Annotated in this window: 17 protein-coding genes and 1 other annotated feature; of the genes, 9 read left to right on the top strand and 8 right to left on the bottom strand. The window is 62.9% G+C overall.

The window, feature by feature from the left end:
* Positions 1–150 precede the first annotated feature (150 nt).
* The 3 genes from GB927_RS01835 to GB927_RS01845 all read left to right on the top strand — a co-directional run bounded on the left by GB927_RS01835 (position 151) and on the right by GB927_RS01845 (position 2943).
* Positions 151–879: an SDR family oxidoreductase gene (locus tag GB927_RS01835; protein WP_256115403.1), complete on the top strand. Its 729-nt coding sequence runs from the start codon at positions 151–153 to the stop codon at positions 877–879.
* Positions 879–1205, top strand: coding sequence for an Atu4866 domain-containing protein (locus tag GB927_RS01840; protein WP_369431616.1), 327 nt, complete (start codon positions 879–881; stop codon positions 1203–1205). The genes GB927_RS01835 and GB927_RS01840 overlap by 1 nt, the downstream gene beginning before the upstream one ends.
* A gap of 130 nt (positions 1206–1335) precedes the next feature.
* Positions 1336–1391, top strand: a sequence feature (sul1 is cis-regulatory element that is thought to sense ions involved in sulfur or methionine metabolism; They are found in Alphaproteobacteria).
* Positions 1392–1458: 67 nt separating this feature from the next.
* The gene (locus GB927_RS01845) at positions 1459–2943 is read left to right on the top strand and encodes a SulP family inorganic anion transporter (protein ID WP_256114830.1); all 1485 of its coding nucleotides are present in this window, start codon (positions 1459–1461) and stop codon (positions 2941–2943) included.
* Positions 2944–2959: 16 nt separating this feature from the next.
* On the opposite strand, the gene GB927_RS01850 is transcribed toward GB927_RS01845, so the two are convergent.
* From GB927_RS01850 to GB927_RS01875, 6 genes are all read right to left on the bottom strand, one after another.
* A complete protein-coding gene (locus GB927_RS01850; RefSeq protein WP_256114831.1) occupies positions 2960–3688 on the bottom strand; it encodes an MBL fold metallo-hydrolase in 729 nt (242 codons plus the stop codon).
* Positions 3689–3699: 11 nt separating this feature from the next.
* Entirely contained in the window at positions 3700–4440 is a 741-nt protein-coding gene (locus GB927_RS01855; protein WP_256114832.1) for an amino acid ABC transporter ATP-binding protein, read from the bottom strand.
* Positions 4441–4464: 24 nt separating this feature from the next.
* Complete coding sequence (locus tag GB927_RS01860; RefSeq protein ID WP_256114833.1) at positions 4465–5142, bottom strand: amino acid ABC transporter permease; 678 nt, start codon at positions 5140–5142, stop codon at positions 4465–4467.
* Between the two features lie 17 nt (positions 5143–5159).
* Positions 5160–5999, bottom strand: a complete 840-nt coding sequence (locus GB927_RS01865; RefSeq protein ID WP_256114834.1) for a transporter substrate-binding domain-containing protein — start codon at positions 5997–5999, stop codon at positions 5160–5162.
* A 120-nt stretch (positions 6000–6119) separates the two neighbouring features.
* Positions 6120–6422, bottom strand: coding sequence for a GYD domain-containing protein (locus tag GB927_RS01870; protein WP_256114835.1), 303 nt, complete (start codon positions 6420–6422; stop codon positions 6120–6122).
* On the bottom strand, positions 6419–7093 hold the full coding sequence (locus GB927_RS01875; protein ID WP_256114836.1) for a cysteine hydrolase family protein: 675 nt from the start codon (positions 7091–7093) through the stop codon (positions 6419–6421). The genes GB927_RS01870 and GB927_RS01875 overlap by 4 nt, the downstream gene beginning before the upstream one ends.
* Positions 7094–7201: 108 nt before the next feature.
* On the opposite strand from GB927_RS01875, the gene GB927_RS01880 reads away from it, so the two are divergent.
* Together GB927_RS01880 and GB927_RS01885 are read left to right on the top strand one after the other, a co-directional pair.
* Positions 7202–8110 carry a LysR substrate-binding domain-containing protein gene (locus GB927_RS01880; protein ID WP_256114838.1) on the top strand — a complete coding sequence of 303 codons (909 nt, stop codon included), beginning with the start codon at positions 7202–7204 and terminating at the stop codon, positions 8108–8110.
* 31 nt (positions 8111–8141) lie between these two features.
* Positions 8142–9032, top strand: coding sequence for a LysR substrate-binding domain-containing protein (locus GB927_RS01885; RefSeq protein ID WP_256114839.1), 891 nt, complete (start codon positions 8142–8144; stop codon positions 9030–9032).
* Here the strand turns inward: GB927_RS01885 and GB927_RS01890 are convergent.
* A complete protein-coding gene (locus GB927_RS01890) occupies positions 8990–9949 on the bottom strand; it encodes an AraC-like ligand-binding domain-containing protein (RefSeq protein WP_256114840.1) in 960 nt (319 codons plus the stop codon). The genes GB927_RS01885 and GB927_RS01890 overlap by 43 nt on opposite strands.
* 203 nt (positions 9950–10152) lie before the next feature.
* Between GB927_RS01890 and GB927_RS01895 the strand changes: the two genes are divergently transcribed.
* From GB927_RS01895 to GB927_RS01905, 3 genes are read left to right on the top strand one after another with little or no spacing between them, the layout of a single operon-like run.
* Positions 10153–11004 carry an FAD binding domain-containing protein gene (locus GB927_RS01895; protein ID WP_256114841.1) on the top strand — a complete coding sequence of 284 codons (852 nt, stop codon included), beginning with the start codon at positions 10153–10155 and terminating at the stop codon, positions 11002–11004.
* Positions 11001–11474: a (2Fe-2S)-binding protein gene (locus tag GB927_RS01900; RefSeq protein ID WP_256114842.1), complete on the top strand. Its 474-nt coding sequence runs from the start codon at positions 11001–11003 to the stop codon at positions 11472–11474. The genes GB927_RS01895 and GB927_RS01900 overlap by 4 nt, the downstream gene beginning before the upstream one ends.
* The gene (locus GB927_RS01905; RefSeq protein ID WP_256114843.1) at positions 11471–13828 is read left to right on the top strand and encodes a xanthine dehydrogenase family protein molybdopterin-binding subunit; all 2358 of its coding nucleotides are present in this window, start codon (positions 11471–11473) and stop codon (positions 13826–13828) included. The genes GB927_RS01900 and GB927_RS01905 overlap by 4 nt, the downstream gene beginning before the upstream one ends.
* Positions 13829–13861: 33 nt before the next feature.
* Here GB927_RS01905 and GB927_RS01910 read toward each other — a convergent pair whose 3' ends face one another.
* Positions 13862–14161, bottom strand: a complete 300-nt coding sequence (locus GB927_RS01910) for a hypothetical protein (RefSeq protein ID WP_256114844.1) — start codon at positions 14159–14161, stop codon at positions 13862–13864.
* Between the two features lie 303 nt (positions 14162–14464).
* Between GB927_RS01910 and GB927_RS01915 the strand changes: the two genes are divergently transcribed.
* A complete protein-coding gene (locus GB927_RS01915) occupies positions 14465–14923 on the top strand; it encodes a (2Fe-2S)-binding protein (protein WP_256114845.1) in 459 nt (152 codons plus the stop codon).

Genomic DNA, 14923 nt, shown 5'->3' on the forward strand with positions numbered 1-14923 from the left:
GCTTTCTCAGACACAAAAGCATTCAAGCAAAAAGAATTGGTTAGAAAATCTTCCCAACGTGGAAATCACTGGATGACTTATCGCGACAATGGATGATCGCTAAATTTCCTTCCCACGCTCGAACGCCTTTCGAGCGTCACCGGAAAGGAAATCAAAATGTCCAAAGTCGTTCTCATCACCGGCGCGTCCAGCGGCATCGGCGCCGGCATAGCGCGTGAACTGGGCGTGGCCGGCATGAAGCTCATGCTCGGCGCGCGCCGAACCGATCGCCTGTCGGGCCTTGCCGACGAGATCAGGGCCAAGGGCGGGATCGTCGAAACCCGCCGGCTCGATGTGACGGACCGCGCGGATTTCGTCGCCTTCGTCGAGGCAGCACGCGCCGTTTACGGCCGGATCGACGTTATCGTCAACAATGCCGGCGTCATGCCGCTGTCGCTGATGGCCTCCCTGAAGGTCGACGAGTGGGACCAGATGGTCGACGTCAACATCAAGGGCGTGCTTTACGGCATCGCGGCCGTGCTGCCTGAAATGACCGCGCGCCGTGCGGGCCATGTGATCAATATAGCCTCGATCGGCGCCTTGGCAGTGTCGCCCACCGCAGCGGTCTACTGCGCCACCAAATATGCCGTGCGCGCCATCTCGGACGGCTTGCGCCAGGAGCGGGATGATATCCGTGTCACCTGCATCCATCCCGGCGTGGTGGAAAGCGAGCTTGCCGGCACCATCACCGATCCGGTGGCGGTTGAGGCCATGAAGACCTATCGCGCCATCGCGCTCCAGCCGGACGCCATCGGCCGCGCCGTGCGCTTCGCCATCGAGCAGCCGGATGATGTCGACGTCAACGAGATCGTCGTGCGGCCGACGAAGGCGGCGCCCTGATGCGCCGCCGCTCCCTTCTCCATCTCGCTGGAGCGACGCTCGCTTCCGCACTTTTCCACCACACCTCCGCAGAGGCGAACATGAACACGCAAACGCATCCCTATGTCGGCATGTGGGTCACCGAAGACGGCCACGTCCGCCACGAACTGCTGCCCAACGGGCGCTATGACGAAGCGCGCGGCGCGCGCAAGAGCGCCTATCAGGGGCGTTATGCCGTGACCGGCAACCATATCGACTATTGGGACGATACGGGCTTCACCGCAGACGGCGACTTTATCGACGGCGTGCTGCACCATGGGGGCATGATCCTCTATCGCGAGCCATGACCGCCTTTGCCGGTCAGCCGAGGCTGCCGGCGCTCAATCTCGTGACGTTCGGCTGAACGGGTACGCGGGTCAACAGTGTACAAATCACCGTTGACCCGCGCGCAGCCTCTTATATAACGAGCCCACTCACCACGGACCCGGTGAAACTCCGGGTGGCTCTTCTGGCCGCCGATCCGCCAGACAACGCAAAAGCATCAAACCAGTTCACATGCCGGATGTCCTCCGGCCTGGATGCTACTCTTGCGGAATTTCCATGTTCAATCTGACGACCTACAAGCGCGAGTGGTTCTCGAACATCCGCGCCGATATTCTCTCCGGCATCGTTGTGGCGCTTGCGCTCATTCCCGAAGCCATCGGCTTTTCAGTTATCGCCGGCGTCGATCCGAAGGTCGGGCTCTTTGCCTCCTTTGCCATCGCCTGCGTTTCCGCCTTCCTCGGCGGCCGGCCGGGCATGATTTCGGCGGCGACAGCGGCGACCGCGGTGCTCATGGTCACGCTCGTCAAGGAGCACGGCCTCCAATATCTCTTTGCCGCCACGCTTCTGATGGGGCTCATCCAGATCGCGGCCGGCTTCCTGAAACTCGGGCGCGTGATGCGCTTCGTCTCTCGCTCGGTCATCACGGGCTTCGTCAATGCGCTGGCGATCCTTATCTTCATGGCGCAATTGCCGGAGCTCATCGGCGTGCCGGGACTGACCTATGCGATGATCGCCGCCGGCCTCGCGATCATCTATCTCTTTCCCTACCTCACCAAGGCCATCCCCTCGCCGCTCGTGGCGATCCTGGTGCTTACCGGCCTCGCCTATTGGGGCGGCATGGACATCCGCACCGTTGGCGATCTCGGCGCGCTACCCTCGGCGCTGCCGGTCTTCGCGCTGCCGCAGGTGCCGCTGACCTTCGAGACCTTGCAGATCATCTTCCCCTATTCGGTGGCGCTCGCGGCGGTCGGCCTGCTCGAATCGCTGCTGACCGCGCAGATCGTCGATAACATGACGGATACGCCCAGTTCCAAGAGCCAGGAATGCATCGGGCAAGGCGCAAGCAACATCGCCTCCGGCCTGATCGGCGGCATGGGCGGTTGCGCGATGATCGGCCAGTCGGTGATCAATGCCAGCTCGGGCGGACGCGGACGCCTGTCCACCCTCGTGGCCGGCGCCTTCCTGCTGTTCCTCATCCTCGTGCTCGACGACCTCGTTCGCATCATCCCGATGGCGGCGCTCGTTGCCGTGATGATCATGGTCTCGATCGGCACCTTCTCCTGGCGGTCGATCCTGGATCTCCGCCGCAATCCGCTGCCCTCCTCCATCGTCATGCTGGCGACGGTGGCAACCGTGGTCGGTACGCATGATCTGGCCAAGGGCGTGCTCGTCGGCGTGCTGCTGTCCGGCGTGTTCTTTGCCGGCAAGGTGGCAAAACTCTTCCGCGGCCGTTCAGTGCTGAATGTGGACGAAACCGAACGCACCTACCACGTGGCAGGCCAGGTCTTCTTCGCCTCCGCGGAAAGTTTCACGGCGGCCTTCGACTTCGCCGAGCCGCTGCGAAAGGTGACGATCGACGTCACGGAGGCCCATCTGTGGGACATCACTGCGGTCGGCGCACTCGACAAGGTCGTGCTCAAATATCGCCGGCTGGGCGTCGATGTCTCGGTGATCGGCGCCAACGAGGCGAGTACACATATGCTCGACCGTTTCGCCCTGCATGACAAGGACCATGCCGCTTTTTCAGCGGAGCGGCACTGATGAGGGAAGGTTTGCATCATTCTGCGGCGGACGTTGCGGCAAGATAGCCCCGCGCAATTTCCTGCATGCGGCTCCTGCCGAATTCCGCGCCATGGCCGCCATGCACCACATGGACATCGAGATCTGACAGCCGTGCCATCGTCTCGCGATAAACGCCCCTGTCACACCCCGGCAGGTCATCCACGAGGCCGCCCTGGTAGATCGCATCGCCGCTAAAAAAGGTGCCGGTCTTCTGGTCAAGCAGGCCGATGGAGCCTGGAGAATGCCCGGGAAGATGCAGGACAGTGTAGCAGGCGTCGCCGATGTCGATGACGTCGTTCTCCGCCAGGATCGTGGTTAGCGGTGCGGGTGGGATTTTATGGGCTTCCGGCGTCACGCCCGTGGGGGGCACCGCGGTCAGGGCGTCCGGCTGCGTGCGAAAATAGCCGGCCAGCGTGTCCGCATCCGGCATGCGCGCGAAGGCCTCGGCTTCGGCCTTGTGACCCAGCCGGGTCTCGAATTCGTGGAACGACCCGATATGATCGACGTGAACGTGCGTCGCGACCGCGAAAACCGGTTTGCCCGGAGGGATGTGCAACTCGCTTCTGAGGTTGGCGAGACCCATGCCGAAATCGATGACGAGGTCGGCGTCCCGGCCGGTGACGTGGAACATGTTGGCCCGGAAGAATTTATGGACATGCGGCTCGCAGATCCGGGTGAGCCGATCCGAGATCGCTTCCTTTAAAAACCAGTCCGTGTTGTTCACGATGGCCTCGCTCAATGCAGCAGCTTGCCGAGGAAGCGCTTCGTGCGCTCATGCGTCGGCGCGGAAAACAGGATGTCGGGCTTGTTGCGCTCGATGATCTGGCCGCCATCCATGAAGACCACTTCGCTGGCGACCTCGCGCGCGAAATTCATCTCGTGCGTAACACAGACCATCGTCATGCCATCGGCGGCAAGCGAGATCATCGTGTCCAGCACCTCCTTGACCATTTCGGGGTCAAGCGCCGAGGTCGGCTCGTCGAACAGCATGATGCAGGGGTTCATGCAAAGGGCACGCGCGATGGCGACGCGCTGCTGCTGGCCACCGGAAAGCTGGCCCGGATATTTATCGGCCTTTTCCGGAATGTGCACGCGCTCCAGATATTTCATGGCGATCTCTGTCGCCTGCTTTTTCGGCAGCTTGCGCACCCAGCGTTGGGCGACCGTGCAGTTTTCCAGAACCGTCAGGTGCGGGAACAGGTTGAAGTGCTGGAAGACCATGCCGACATCGCTTCGCACGCGGTCGATGCGCTTGAGCTGGCTGGTGAGCTCAATGCCGTTGACGATAATCGAGCCTTCCTGGTGCACCTCCAGACGGTTCATGCAGCGGATCAGCGTCGATTTGCCGGAGCCGGAGGGGCCGCAGATGACGATGCGTTCGCCCTTGCGCACGGTGAGATCGATGCCCTTGAGGACCTGGAAGGCGCCATACCATTTGTTGACGCCGGCAACCTGAATTGCGGTTTGCGTGTTCATATCCGACCCGTGGGTTTGCGGCGATCAGCGATAGCCGCGCGAAAGCACATGTTCGATGCGGTTCTGGGCGAGTGTCAGCACCGAGACGATGACGAGGTAGTAGACGAGCGCTGCGCCATACCATTCGAGAAACCGGAAGCTCGTTGCGATCGCGAACTGCGAGACGGTCATCAGTTCCTTGAGCGAGATCACGGTCGCAAGCGACGTGGTCTTCAACAGCGAGATGAACTCGTTCATCAACGAAGGAACCGCAATCCGGAGCGCTTGCGGCATGGTGATGACCAGAAAAATCTGCCAGCGATGCATGCCAAGCGCAGCCGCACCCTCCTGCTGCCCACGCCCCACGGCGGCAAAGGCGCTGCGCAGGATTTCCGCCAGATAGGCGATCTGGATCAGCGACAGCGCCAGAAAGGCCGCGACGAAGGGCGTGAACCAGCCGGCGCGAAAGATTTCGGAGATCTGCGGCAGGCCGTTCCACACGAACAAGAGCACGAGCAGTGCGGGTGCGCCGCGGAAAAGCCAGACATAGAGCGTGACCAGCCATCGGACGGAGCGCCGCGGCGAGCCCGCCATGGAGCCGAGCCCCATGCCGAGCACGAGGGAGACGGCCATGACGCACAGCGAGAGGCCGATTGTCAGGAGTGCCCCCTGGAAAAGGGGAGCACTGAAGATCGCCTGCAGGAAGAGGTCGAGCTGGAACAACGCGATCCGTCCTGTCGTCAGTTGACGTCGTGGGAAACGTCGGTCGCCGTTTCCGGCAACTTCCATTTCTCAAGCAGCGTCTTCATCTCGCCGCTCGCCTGCAAAGCCTCGATCGCCTCTTTCAGCATCTGCCGGTCGCCATCGCTCTTGCGCAGGTAGATGCCGTAGTTTTCGCTTTGCTCATAGGTATAGGGAATGGCCAGCCGGCCTGGCACCTGAAGCATGCGATAGGCGGCCGTCGTATCCTGCGTGATCGTCGCGGTGGCGCGGCCGACGAGAATCTGCTCGATGACACCGGAGGCGGAGGGATAGGTCTGCGCCTGGATCGCCGCCTTGCCAGCGGCTTCGAGTTCGGCGTTAAGATCGGCGACCATCTTTTCGTAGGACGTGCCGGCTTCGATCGCCATCACCTTGCCGCTGACATCGGCGGGGACTTTCGTCTCCGTGTCGCTTGCCGCCGTAACCATCACGATGTGTGAGCTGAAATACGGAATGCCATCGTATTTTTCGAGGCGAGCCGGCGTGATCAGGATGCCGCTTGCGACCAGGTCGCAACGCTTGGAATCGAGCGACGGCAGCAGGCCCTTGAAGTCGCCGACGACATATTCCGCATTTGCGCCCCAACCCTTGGCGATCGCGTCGATGACGTCGATTTCGAAACCGACGAGATCCTTGTCGCCCGGATTCTCATAATATTCCATCGGCGGGAATTCGCCGCTGGTGCAGACTTTCAGGACGCCGCCCGATACGAAATCGGGCTTATTGTCGGCGGAAAGAGCCGTGCCCGCGCCGAGTATGCTGGCAAGCATCGCGCCTGCCAGAAGAGAGGTTTTTATTCCCAGTTTTGCTTTCATCATGGTCGTGTTCCCTTGTTTTTGGCTTCTTGCATTGACGTTTTGTGAAGTCGTATACGAAGGCCTTTTGCAGACAAGCTAAATGTTTTCGCTGCAAATGCGCAGAAAAACTAAACGATTGGACTAACCCACCGCGTTGAGGATCTGGCCGTAAATCTCGGTGTCGAACGCGGGCAGGATGAGCGGCTCGACATGGCCATCGCGGCGCGCCGTGAGCACGTATTGCATCATCGCTTCATTGCTCGGCATCTCGAAAACCTGCATGAAATCATAGGTCCCGAGCAGGGCGTAAAAGGCGATCGACCGCCCGCCGAGCGCCGCCACGCGGTCCTCACTGATCTTCCGGCGCTTGGCGCTGTCGGTCAGCTCGGCGAGGCCCTTTTGCGTGAGGCGCATCAGGGAAACGTATTTCTGGGTCTCGCTCATGTCGTGGAATTTCCCAGCTTTTTCAGGCCTTCAAGCACGGCCGCCGTGTCGGTGAGTGCGCCAAAAATTCCGTTCTCGACGGTGACCATGTGGAGGGCCGCCTCATGGGCATATTGATCGCCGCTGGCGCAGGCGTCCGAGATGGTCAGGCACTGGAAATTCCGATCGCAGGCTTCGCGCAGCGTGGTGTGAACGCAGACATCCGTCGTGCAGCCGGTGAACAGCAGATGGGTGATGCCCTGCGCGCGCAGAACATGCTCGAAATCGGTGTAGGTGAAGGCGCCGTTGCAGGTCTTGTCGACGATGATGTCCTGCGGGCGCACGTCGAGTTCGGGAACGATCTGGAAGCCGGGGCTGGAGCGCAGCAGCGCGGTGGTGCCCTCCAGGCCCGACCGCTGCCGGCGCCATTTTTCGTAAGGTGTCATGTCCGCGAGGTCCCCGCGATAACCCTGCCGCGTATGGATGATCTGGATGCCAGCCTCGCGGCAGGCGGTGATGAGCTGGTTTACCGCGGGAAGGATCGCGCGCAGCGGTGCGGGATCATAACCCTGCAGGGCGAAATACCCCGTGGTGGAGAGAAAATCCTCTTGCAGGTCGATGACGATCAGCGCCGTTTTGCGCGCATCGAGATTGCCGTCATAGGGGTAGTCGAATGGTTTTGCCGAGATCATGAACAAGCTCCTCTTTGTCGATGGGATAGCACTCTTAACAGTTTGAAAAAATCAATTTAAAATCACCTATATCGTTCTATAAAGCTAAACGATAAATTGGATATCCAGATGAGCCGCCTCCCGCCCTACCTGCAATATCTGCCCGCTTTCGAAGCGACCGCGCGCCTTGGCGGGGTGCGGCATGCGGCGGAGGAACTGAACCTCAGCCCGAGCGCGATTTCGTTGCAGTTGAAGAAACTGAGCGATGCGACGGGCATCATCCTGTTCCAGAAGTCGGGCCGGAATGTCGCCCTCACGCAGGCGGGCAGGGATTTTTCGCAGGCCGTCGCCATATCGCTCGGACAGCTCGGCACGGCGACGCGGGCATCGCGGAAAATAACCGCCGGCGACCAGCCCACCTCCCTCTCGGTCTCCGTGCCGACCGCGCTCGGGATTGCCTGGCTGACGGCGACGATCGTCGATTTTGCGCAATCGCACGGCATCGCCAATCTCACCATCAACGAGGCAATCACCGCCGCGGACGTGGACTGGGAGGAAAACGACCTGGCTGTCGTCTACGACAACCCGCCCTTCACCGGAAAATACTGGCGCTCGCTCAGCGAAGTCCGGCTCTGCGCCGTGTGCTCGCCGACATTGTTTCCGCGGCTCGACCTGCGCAATCGCGACAGGAAGCTGAGTTCCGTCGCGCTGCTGCATGAAGACGACGGCGGGGAATGGGCAAAATGGTCCGTTGCCGCGCGCATCGGCCTTGAGGGTAATACCCGCGTGCGGGTGACTTCGGTGGCGCAGGCGATTGCGTCTGCCGTCCAGGGCCGCGGCGTGGCGCTGGTCTCGGATGTGCTGACGCGAAACTATCTGAGCGAAGGGCGGCTCATCCAGCCGTTCTCCACCACGATCAATGCGGCGCGGGAATATTACATCGTCTGCCCCGTTGACCGCGCGAACGACCCGGTCCTGCGCGCTCTGGCCGACCGGGTGGTCGAGCAGTTGCGCCCGGGCCGCGAGCAGAATGCCTGATCCGTTGAACAGCAATTGAAGGAAGAAACCGATGGCGCTACCACCCCTTCATGCCTTCCGCGTCTTCGAAAGCGTCGCGCGGCTCGGCAATGTCAGTGCGGCGGCGGCGGAGCTGCATGTGACGCCGGGCGCCGTCAGCCAGCAGATCCGCGCGCTCCAGGTGGCACTCGGCGTCGACCTTTTTCAAAAACGCGGCCGGCAACTGGCTTTGACGCCGAGCGGAAGCCAACTCCAGCGCTCGGTGGCAAGCGCCATGGACGCGATCCACACCGGCGTGCGCCAACTCTCGGCGCATAAATATGGCGGGGCGGCGCGGCAGTCCCTCACCATCTCCATCCCACAGGTGCACGGCGTCGCCTGGCTTGCCACACGGCTGTTCACCTTCATGGCGGAAAGCCCGAATTTCCAGTTGAAGGTCGTCACCTCCAGCCATTTCCACGGTGTCGACTGGCGCAAGACGGATGTCGCGATCGTCTATGGGGTGCCGCCGTGGCCGGGCTTCTGGTGGCGCCTGCTGCATGGCATCCACATGACGCCGGTTTGCAGCCCGCAGCTCCTGCGCGGGCCGAACGCCATCCGCCAGCCCTCCGACCTCGCCTATCACCGGCTGCTGCACGAGGATGACGGCTCGCAATGGCGGCGCTGGCAGGCCGAAGCCGGCATCGCCTATATGGGCGAGTCGGACGTCTATTTCGACGATTTCGGCATTGTCCTTCAAGCTGCGCGAGACGGTTTTGGCGTCGCACTCAGCGACGAAGTCGTGTCCGCCCGCGATCTCGATGAAGGCCGCCTCGTGCAGCCGTTGCAGCTCAGCGTGCCGGCCGTGCACAACTACTATTGCATCTGCGCCGAGGCGAAACGCGAAACCGCAGAGGTCGGTTACTTCATCAACTGGCTGATCGAGGAAGCGGCAACGCCGTGACGCGCCTCGCTGGGCGTGAGGCCGAAGCGGGCACGATAGTGGCGGCTGAACTGGGCCTGGTCGGAAAACCCCCACCGATAGGCGATCGTGGTGATCGTATCGGCACCGCGGCGCAGGTCCTCATCCGAGCGCACCAGCCGGCATTCGCGGATATAGCCGCTGGCGGTGAAGCCCGTGCCTTCGAAAAGCTGTTGCAGGTAGCGCAGCGAAATACCGCACGCCTCCGCCACCATGCCCGCCGAAAGACCGGGATTCTTGAGATTCTTGCGGATGAAGGTTTCCGCGCGGTGGAGATGCGCACGGCGGACGGCGGATTCCGAACTGTCGAGCGCCCGCTCGCCGGCAAGCAGCGCCAGACAGAGAACCTCGATCAGGTGTTCGCCCGCAAGCGCCCGGGCGGTCTCATCCATCGCATCCGCATGGGTGACGGCCGAGGACAGGCTCGACAGGAAATAGGAGGCGATGCCCGAGCGGGCATCCATGCTCAGGCCGAGGAATTTTTCGAAGGAGCCGATGCGTGCCCGCACGCTGTCGCGCGGGATTTTCGCCACCCACTGCACATCGGGCGTCTCATGCCAATATTCGTAAGGCGCGTCGCTGCGCTCGATGACGAAACCGCCGGGCCGACACTGCGCCTGGCGCGCGCTCTGGTGGAAGGTCACCTCGGCAGATCCGGGGATGGAGATCAGGAAAGCGCTTTCCCGCTCCTCGCGCAGGTGATGGGCTGTCCGGCGATAGAGCACTGCGTCGCAATCGATGCGCGTGGCGCTGACGAGGCCAAGCTGCCACATATCCAGCCGCCCGCGAAAATTCTTCCCCCGGCGTCCCTCGGTGACGAGCGGAAAATAGGCCGCAGAAACCCTCTGCTGCCAATCGGCGAGACCGTCATCGACCGATCGACCCGCGCCCGCTGCCATCTATCCGCCATCCTCCGTTGGGGAGCCAGGATCGAAGGGTAACAAAGGATGCCGGGGCACGCAAACATCCACGCGGCAATGGCATCGCGCTTTCCTCCATGAAATCGTGCGCTTTCCTGCATGCGGCCGTCCATCACCCGGCTACCTTTTTGCGAAACGAAACGGGTGAACTGGCCATGCTGACGGAACCATCACGACCAAGGATGACCTTCCCGCGATCGGTCGACGAAGCGCTGAACGATCTCGCCGCCGCCGGGCCTGACGCCATCCCCGTCGCCGGGGCCACCTGGGTGATGCGAAGCCCGCTGCGGCATGAGGTAATGGCGCCGGTCTACGTCGCCCTCTCGGGCATCGAGGGTTTTCAGCGCATCGACGTCACCGACGAAGCGGTATCGATCGGCCCGCTCGCCACCCATGACGCGCTCGCGCAGAAACTTCCGCCGAATCCAGATCTCAAGGCGCTCAAGCGGGCGAGCGCCCGCTCCGCCAATCCCGGTGTCCGGCGCATCGCGACGATCGGCGGCAATATCTGCACTGCCGCCTTCGCCGCCTCCGACTTCGCGCCGGCCCTCCTGAGCCTCGACGCCCAGATCGAGGTGCGCGACAAGGCAGGGCTGGAGTGGCTGCCGGTGCTGGCCTTTCTCGAAAGCCGGAAAAGCCGCGAACTGCCCTGGCTCGTGACGCGCATCATCGTTCCGCGAACGGTACGGTTGAGTGCCCACGAGCGTCTGCCGATGCGCAAGGCGGGCGATTATCCCTGTGCCATCGCCAGCGTCTCCATAGCGGTCGACGATAGGGGCAGGATTCATGATGCGCGCATCGGCGTCGGCGCCGTCGAGGCCGCCCCTCGCCGCTGGCAAAACCTGGAGCAGGCGCTGGAAGGCCAGCCCGTGGACCCCGCGCTCACGGAGACCGCGGCACGAGACCTCATTGCCGATTTCACCGGACGCGATGCCGTCGATGCGCCCGGCTGGTATCGCACCAGCGTCCTGCCCGTCCTCCTGCGCCGCGCCTTCGAAACCATCCGGACCGACTACGAAACGAGGGCATCATGACCATCGAACTGACCATCAACGGAGAGGTCCGCACCGTCACGGCCGATCCTCGGACGGCGCTGCTGGATGTGCTGCGCGATAGCTGTCGCCTGACGGGCGCCAAGGCGGTCTGCCGCGAAGGTTTTTGCGGTGCCTGCACCGTCCTGGTCGATGGCGAGGCCGTTCCGTCCTGCCTCAGACCTATCGGCATGCTCGACGGCCGCAGCATCGTCACCATCGAGGGCCTTGCCCATTTCGAGACGCCCAATCCGGTGCAGCAGGCCTTCATCGACCATGACGTGGTGCAATGCGGCATGTGTTTTCCCGGGATGGTGATGACGCTGACGGCGTTTCTGGAAACCAACCCCGCGCCCAGCCGGGGTGAGGTGAAGGCGGCGCTTTCGGGAAATATCTGTCGATGCACCGGCTACGAGCGCATCGTCGATGCCGTCCTGTCGATCCAGGACATGCGAAAGGTGTCCGGCCGATGAACGCTGTGACCGATCTCGCCTCCGTGGTGATGGACCTGCCCCGGCGCGACGCGCAGGACAAGCTCACCGGCCGCACCCGCTACACGATCGACAATATCGGCGCGGACATGCTGCACGCCGTGCAGGTGCGCTCCGATGTGGCATCCGCCCGCATTCTGGAGATCGACTGCTCGAAGGCGCTGGCAATGAAGGGCGTGCGGGCGATCGTCACCCATGCGGATGCGCCGGGCCTGCACGGCATCGGCGTGGCCGACCATCCGCTGTTTGCAAGCGACCTCATACGCTATCACGGCGAGCCGATCGCAGCGATCGCGGCCGACACGCTGGAAATCGCACACGCGGCCGCGAGAGCCGTGCTGGTGAGGACCGAGCTCCTGCCCGCAGTCTTGACCATGGCCGAAGCCTTGGACGAACACGCCCCCCTCATCCACCCGGACTGGCAGCGCTACGAACTCCTGAAGGAGGGCGCGCCGCGCGCCGGCAACGTCGCCTGGGAAGCCCATGTCACGCGCGGGGATACGGACGCGGCCTTCGCCCGCCCGGACGTCACCGTCGTCGACGACTGTTTCCGCGTCGGCCGCCAGAGCCATGTACCCTTCGAACCGCGCTGCGCCATCGCCAGCTACGAAGACGGCCGGTTCCACATCCAGTGCTCGACCCAGGTGCCCTGGACGGTGCGCAACGTGACCGCCAAGGTGCTGGGCGCTGCCGCCTCGCGCGTCCGCGTCACGGTGCCCGCCGTCGGCGGCGGGTTCGGCTTGAAATTCGACTGCACCATCGAGCCGGTCGCGGCCCTCCTCGCGCGAAAAACCGGGAAAACCGTCTCGCTCTGCAATTCGCGGGAGGAAGAATTCCTCTCCTGCCTCTGCCGGGAGAATGCCGAGGTCCGCATCCGCTCCGCCGTAACACCCGATGGAGAAATCGTCGGCCGGGAGGCGACCGTGCTGATGGATTGCGGCGCCTATGGCGGCGAGCAGATCTTCCTCTCCACCATGACCGCCCATACGCTCGGCGGCAATTACCGGCTGGGCGCGGTAAAGCTCAACAGCCGCGCGGTCTATACCAACACGCCACCAAACGGCGCCTTCCGCGCCTGCAACGGCGTCTACAACACCTTCTTTCTTGAACGCCACACCGACAATATCTGCGCGGCGATCGGCATGGACCCCATGGAGTTCCGCAAGCAAAACGTGCTCGGCGATGGCGATATCGGCGCCACGGGGCAGGTGTTTCAGGGCGACGTGCTGCGCCCCATGCTGGAGCGAATGGAGGCGATCAGTGCCGGCGCGGAGAGGCGGGACCCGGCCGATGGCCGGCTCTATGGACGTGCCACCACGGTCGGCACCTGGTTCGTCTTCGTCGGCCCGTCGGCGGCAACCATCAACCTCAATGCGGATGGCTCCGCGACGCTCGTCACCTCCGGCGTCGAGATCGGGTCCGGCACGATGGTCCAGTCGCTGCCGCAGATCGTGGCGGGGATTCTCGGCATTCATCCCGCAGACGTGATCGTCAAGACCGCCGATACCGACGCTTCCGGCCGCGATCTCGGTGTCGGCGGCGGGCGCACCACGGTCTCCATCGGCTCCGCCAGCAAGATGGCCGCGGAGAAGATCCGCGAGCAGATCCTGGAGATCGCCTCCGAAATGCTGCAAACGCCCCCATCGGGCCTGGCGCTCCGGGGTGGACGCGTCGAGATCGCCGGCCGTCCCGGTAGCGGCATGACGATCGCCGCAGTCGTCCAGCGCGCGGAAGAACTCTTCGGCCCCATGTCCGGCACCGGCAATTTCACGGCGCCCGGCGTGCCATCCCTGCCCGGCTGCGCCGCAGGCCACTTCATCGATGCCATCGATATCCCGATCTTCACCGTGCACGACTGCGAGGTCGCCGTCGATCCGGATACGGGCCATGTCGACGTCTTGAGCTACAGGGTGGTTCAGGATGTCGGCGTCGCCATCAATCCGCGCGCGATCAGGAGCCAGATCCAGGGTGGCGTCACCCAGGGTCTCGGCTATGCGCTGCACGAAAATATCACCATTGACGAGCACGGCTCCATGGAGCAGTCCGGCTTCGAGCACTATCTCCTGCCGCTCGCGCAAGACGTGCTGCCGGTCGAGATCGTGCTGCACGAGGGTGCCCCATCTATCGGCCCACTGGGTGCCAAGGGTGCGGGCGAAATACCGATCCTGAATGTCGGCGCCACCATTGCCTGCGCCGTTGCGCGCGCGACAGGAAGGCCGGTGGCGGAGCTGCCGCTGACGCCGCCGCGGGTGCTGGAGATGATTCAAGGCCATGCGAAGGCGCTGGATTTCGCCCACATCAGCCCGGTTTGGCACGCCAATCTGGCGCGGCGGTGAGGGAGCCGGCATCGCGTTCGCCGGCTCAGGGCCTCATGCTTGCTTGCGCTCTTTGATTTGGGCCTTGTCGGCCGAAGGCTCTTCCGTATCTTCCAGGTCGCCCTTGGACACGGGGTCGAGCCGGTGCTTTATCGCCAGCGCATAGACGACCTGAAGGATGTTGGCGTCTTTCAGGTCCGGATCCGAAAGGGCGAGAAGCGAGGCCTTCACGATCTTCTTGCTGCTCGCATTGGGACAGTGGCTCGCCACATGCTTGAACAGCTCGTCACCCGACAAACCCGTCTCCGCTCCCTCGATCAGGGCTTCGTAAATCCTGTTTATTTTGCCACTCACTAATTCATACTCCGTTAAATATTACAATTGTTACAACTGAATCCAGCAATTCCCTGTCATAATCAAGGAAGCAGCGGCCCGGTCTTCAGGAACAAATATCGATCCTGCGCGTTCGACCGCGTCGGGGTCGCGGCCTCACCCCTGCCCCTCGCGTCACACGCATTTGATTTGATCGGCCGATACTATGCCGATTGACTGGTTTGATTGCCTCTTCCGTCAGTCCCTTTCCATCGTCGACTGACGCCATACCTCTTTGAAATATGAGCCCCGCCCCGCGGCTCCTTGCTGGAAGGATGCATGGACATGGTGACCTTCACCCTCAATGGAAAACAACGCTCGTTCACCGGAGACCCCGACACGCCACTGCTCTGGGTGATCCGCGATTTCGAGAAACTGACCGGCACGAAATATGGCTGCGGCGTCGCGCAGTGCGGCGCCTGCACGGTGCATCTGGACGGCATGACGCGCCGCTCCTGCATCACCCCGATCGCGACGATCGAAGGCTCTGACGTCGTGACGATCGAAGGCATCTCCGGCAAGGAGGCCGAGGCCATCCAGACCGCCTGGGCCGGGCTCGACGTGCCGCAATGCGGCTACTGTCAATCCGGGCAGATCATGTCGGCGGTCGCCCTCCTCCAGATGGTGCCGAAACCCAGCGACGACGAGATCGACGGCGCCATGACCGGAAATATCTGTCGATGTGCCACCTATCATCGCATTCGAGCGGCGATCCACAACGCTGCCGACGCGATGGAGGGTTGA

The organism is Shinella lacus, assembly GCF_010994755.1.
In the GTDB taxonomy this organism is placed as follows: domain Bacteria; phylum Pseudomonadota; class Alphaproteobacteria; order Rhizobiales; family Rhizobiaceae; genus Shinella; species Shinella lacus.

Excerpts from the sequence above, each read along its gene's own strand:
- GB927_RS01900 (WP_256114842.1), top strand. The coding sequence starts at position 11,001 with ATGACCATCGAACTGACCATCAACGGAGAGGTCCGCACCGTCACGGCC.
- GB927_RS01895 (WP_256114841.1), top strand. The coding sequence starts at position 10,153 with ATGACCTTCCCGCGATCGGTCGACGAAGCGCTGAACGATCTCGCCGCC.
- GB927_RS01905 (WP_256114843.1), top strand. The coding sequence starts at position 11,471 with ATGAACGCTGTGACCGATCTCGCCTCCGTGGTGATGGACCTGCCCCGG.
- GB927_RS01885 (WP_256114839.1), top strand. The coding sequence starts at position 8,142 with ATGGCGCTACCACCCCTTCATGCCTTCCGCGTCTTCGAAAGCGTCGCG.
- GB927_RS01875 (WP_256114836.1), bottom strand. The coding sequence starts at position 7,093 with ATGATCTCGGCAAAACCATTCGACTACCCCTATGACGGCAATCTCGAT.
- GB927_RS01845 (WP_256114830.1), top strand. The coding sequence starts at position 1,459 with ATGTTCAATCTGACGACCTACAAGCGCGAGTGGTTCTCGAACATCCGC.
- GB927_RS01880 (WP_256114838.1), top strand. The coding sequence starts at position 7,202 with ATGAGCCGCCTCCCGCCCTACCTGCAATATCTGCCCGCTTTCGAAGCG.
- GB927_RS01915 (WP_256114845.1), top strand. The coding sequence starts at position 14,465 with ATGGTGACCTTCACCCTCAATGGAAAACAACGCTCGTTCACCGGAGAC.
- GB927_RS01870 (WP_256114835.1), bottom strand. The coding sequence starts at position 6,422 with ATGAGCGAGACCCAGAAATACGTTTCCCTGATGCGCCTCACGCAAAAG.
- GB927_RS01865 (WP_256114834.1), bottom strand. The coding sequence starts at position 5,999 with ATGATGAAAGCAAAACTGGGAATAAAAACCTCTCTTCTGGCAGGCGCG.
- GB927_RS01855 (WP_256114832.1), bottom strand. The coding sequence starts at position 4,440 with ATGAACACGCAAACCGCAATTCAGGTTGCCGGCGTCAACAAATGGTAT.
- GB927_RS01890 (WP_256114840.1), bottom strand. The coding sequence starts at position 9,949 with ATGGCAGCGGGCGCGGGTCGATCGGTCGATGACGGTCTCGCCGATTGG.
- GB927_RS01840 (WP_369431616.1), top strand. The coding sequence starts at position 879 with ATGCGCCGCCGCTCCCTTCTCCATCTCGCTGGAGCGACGCTCGCTTCC.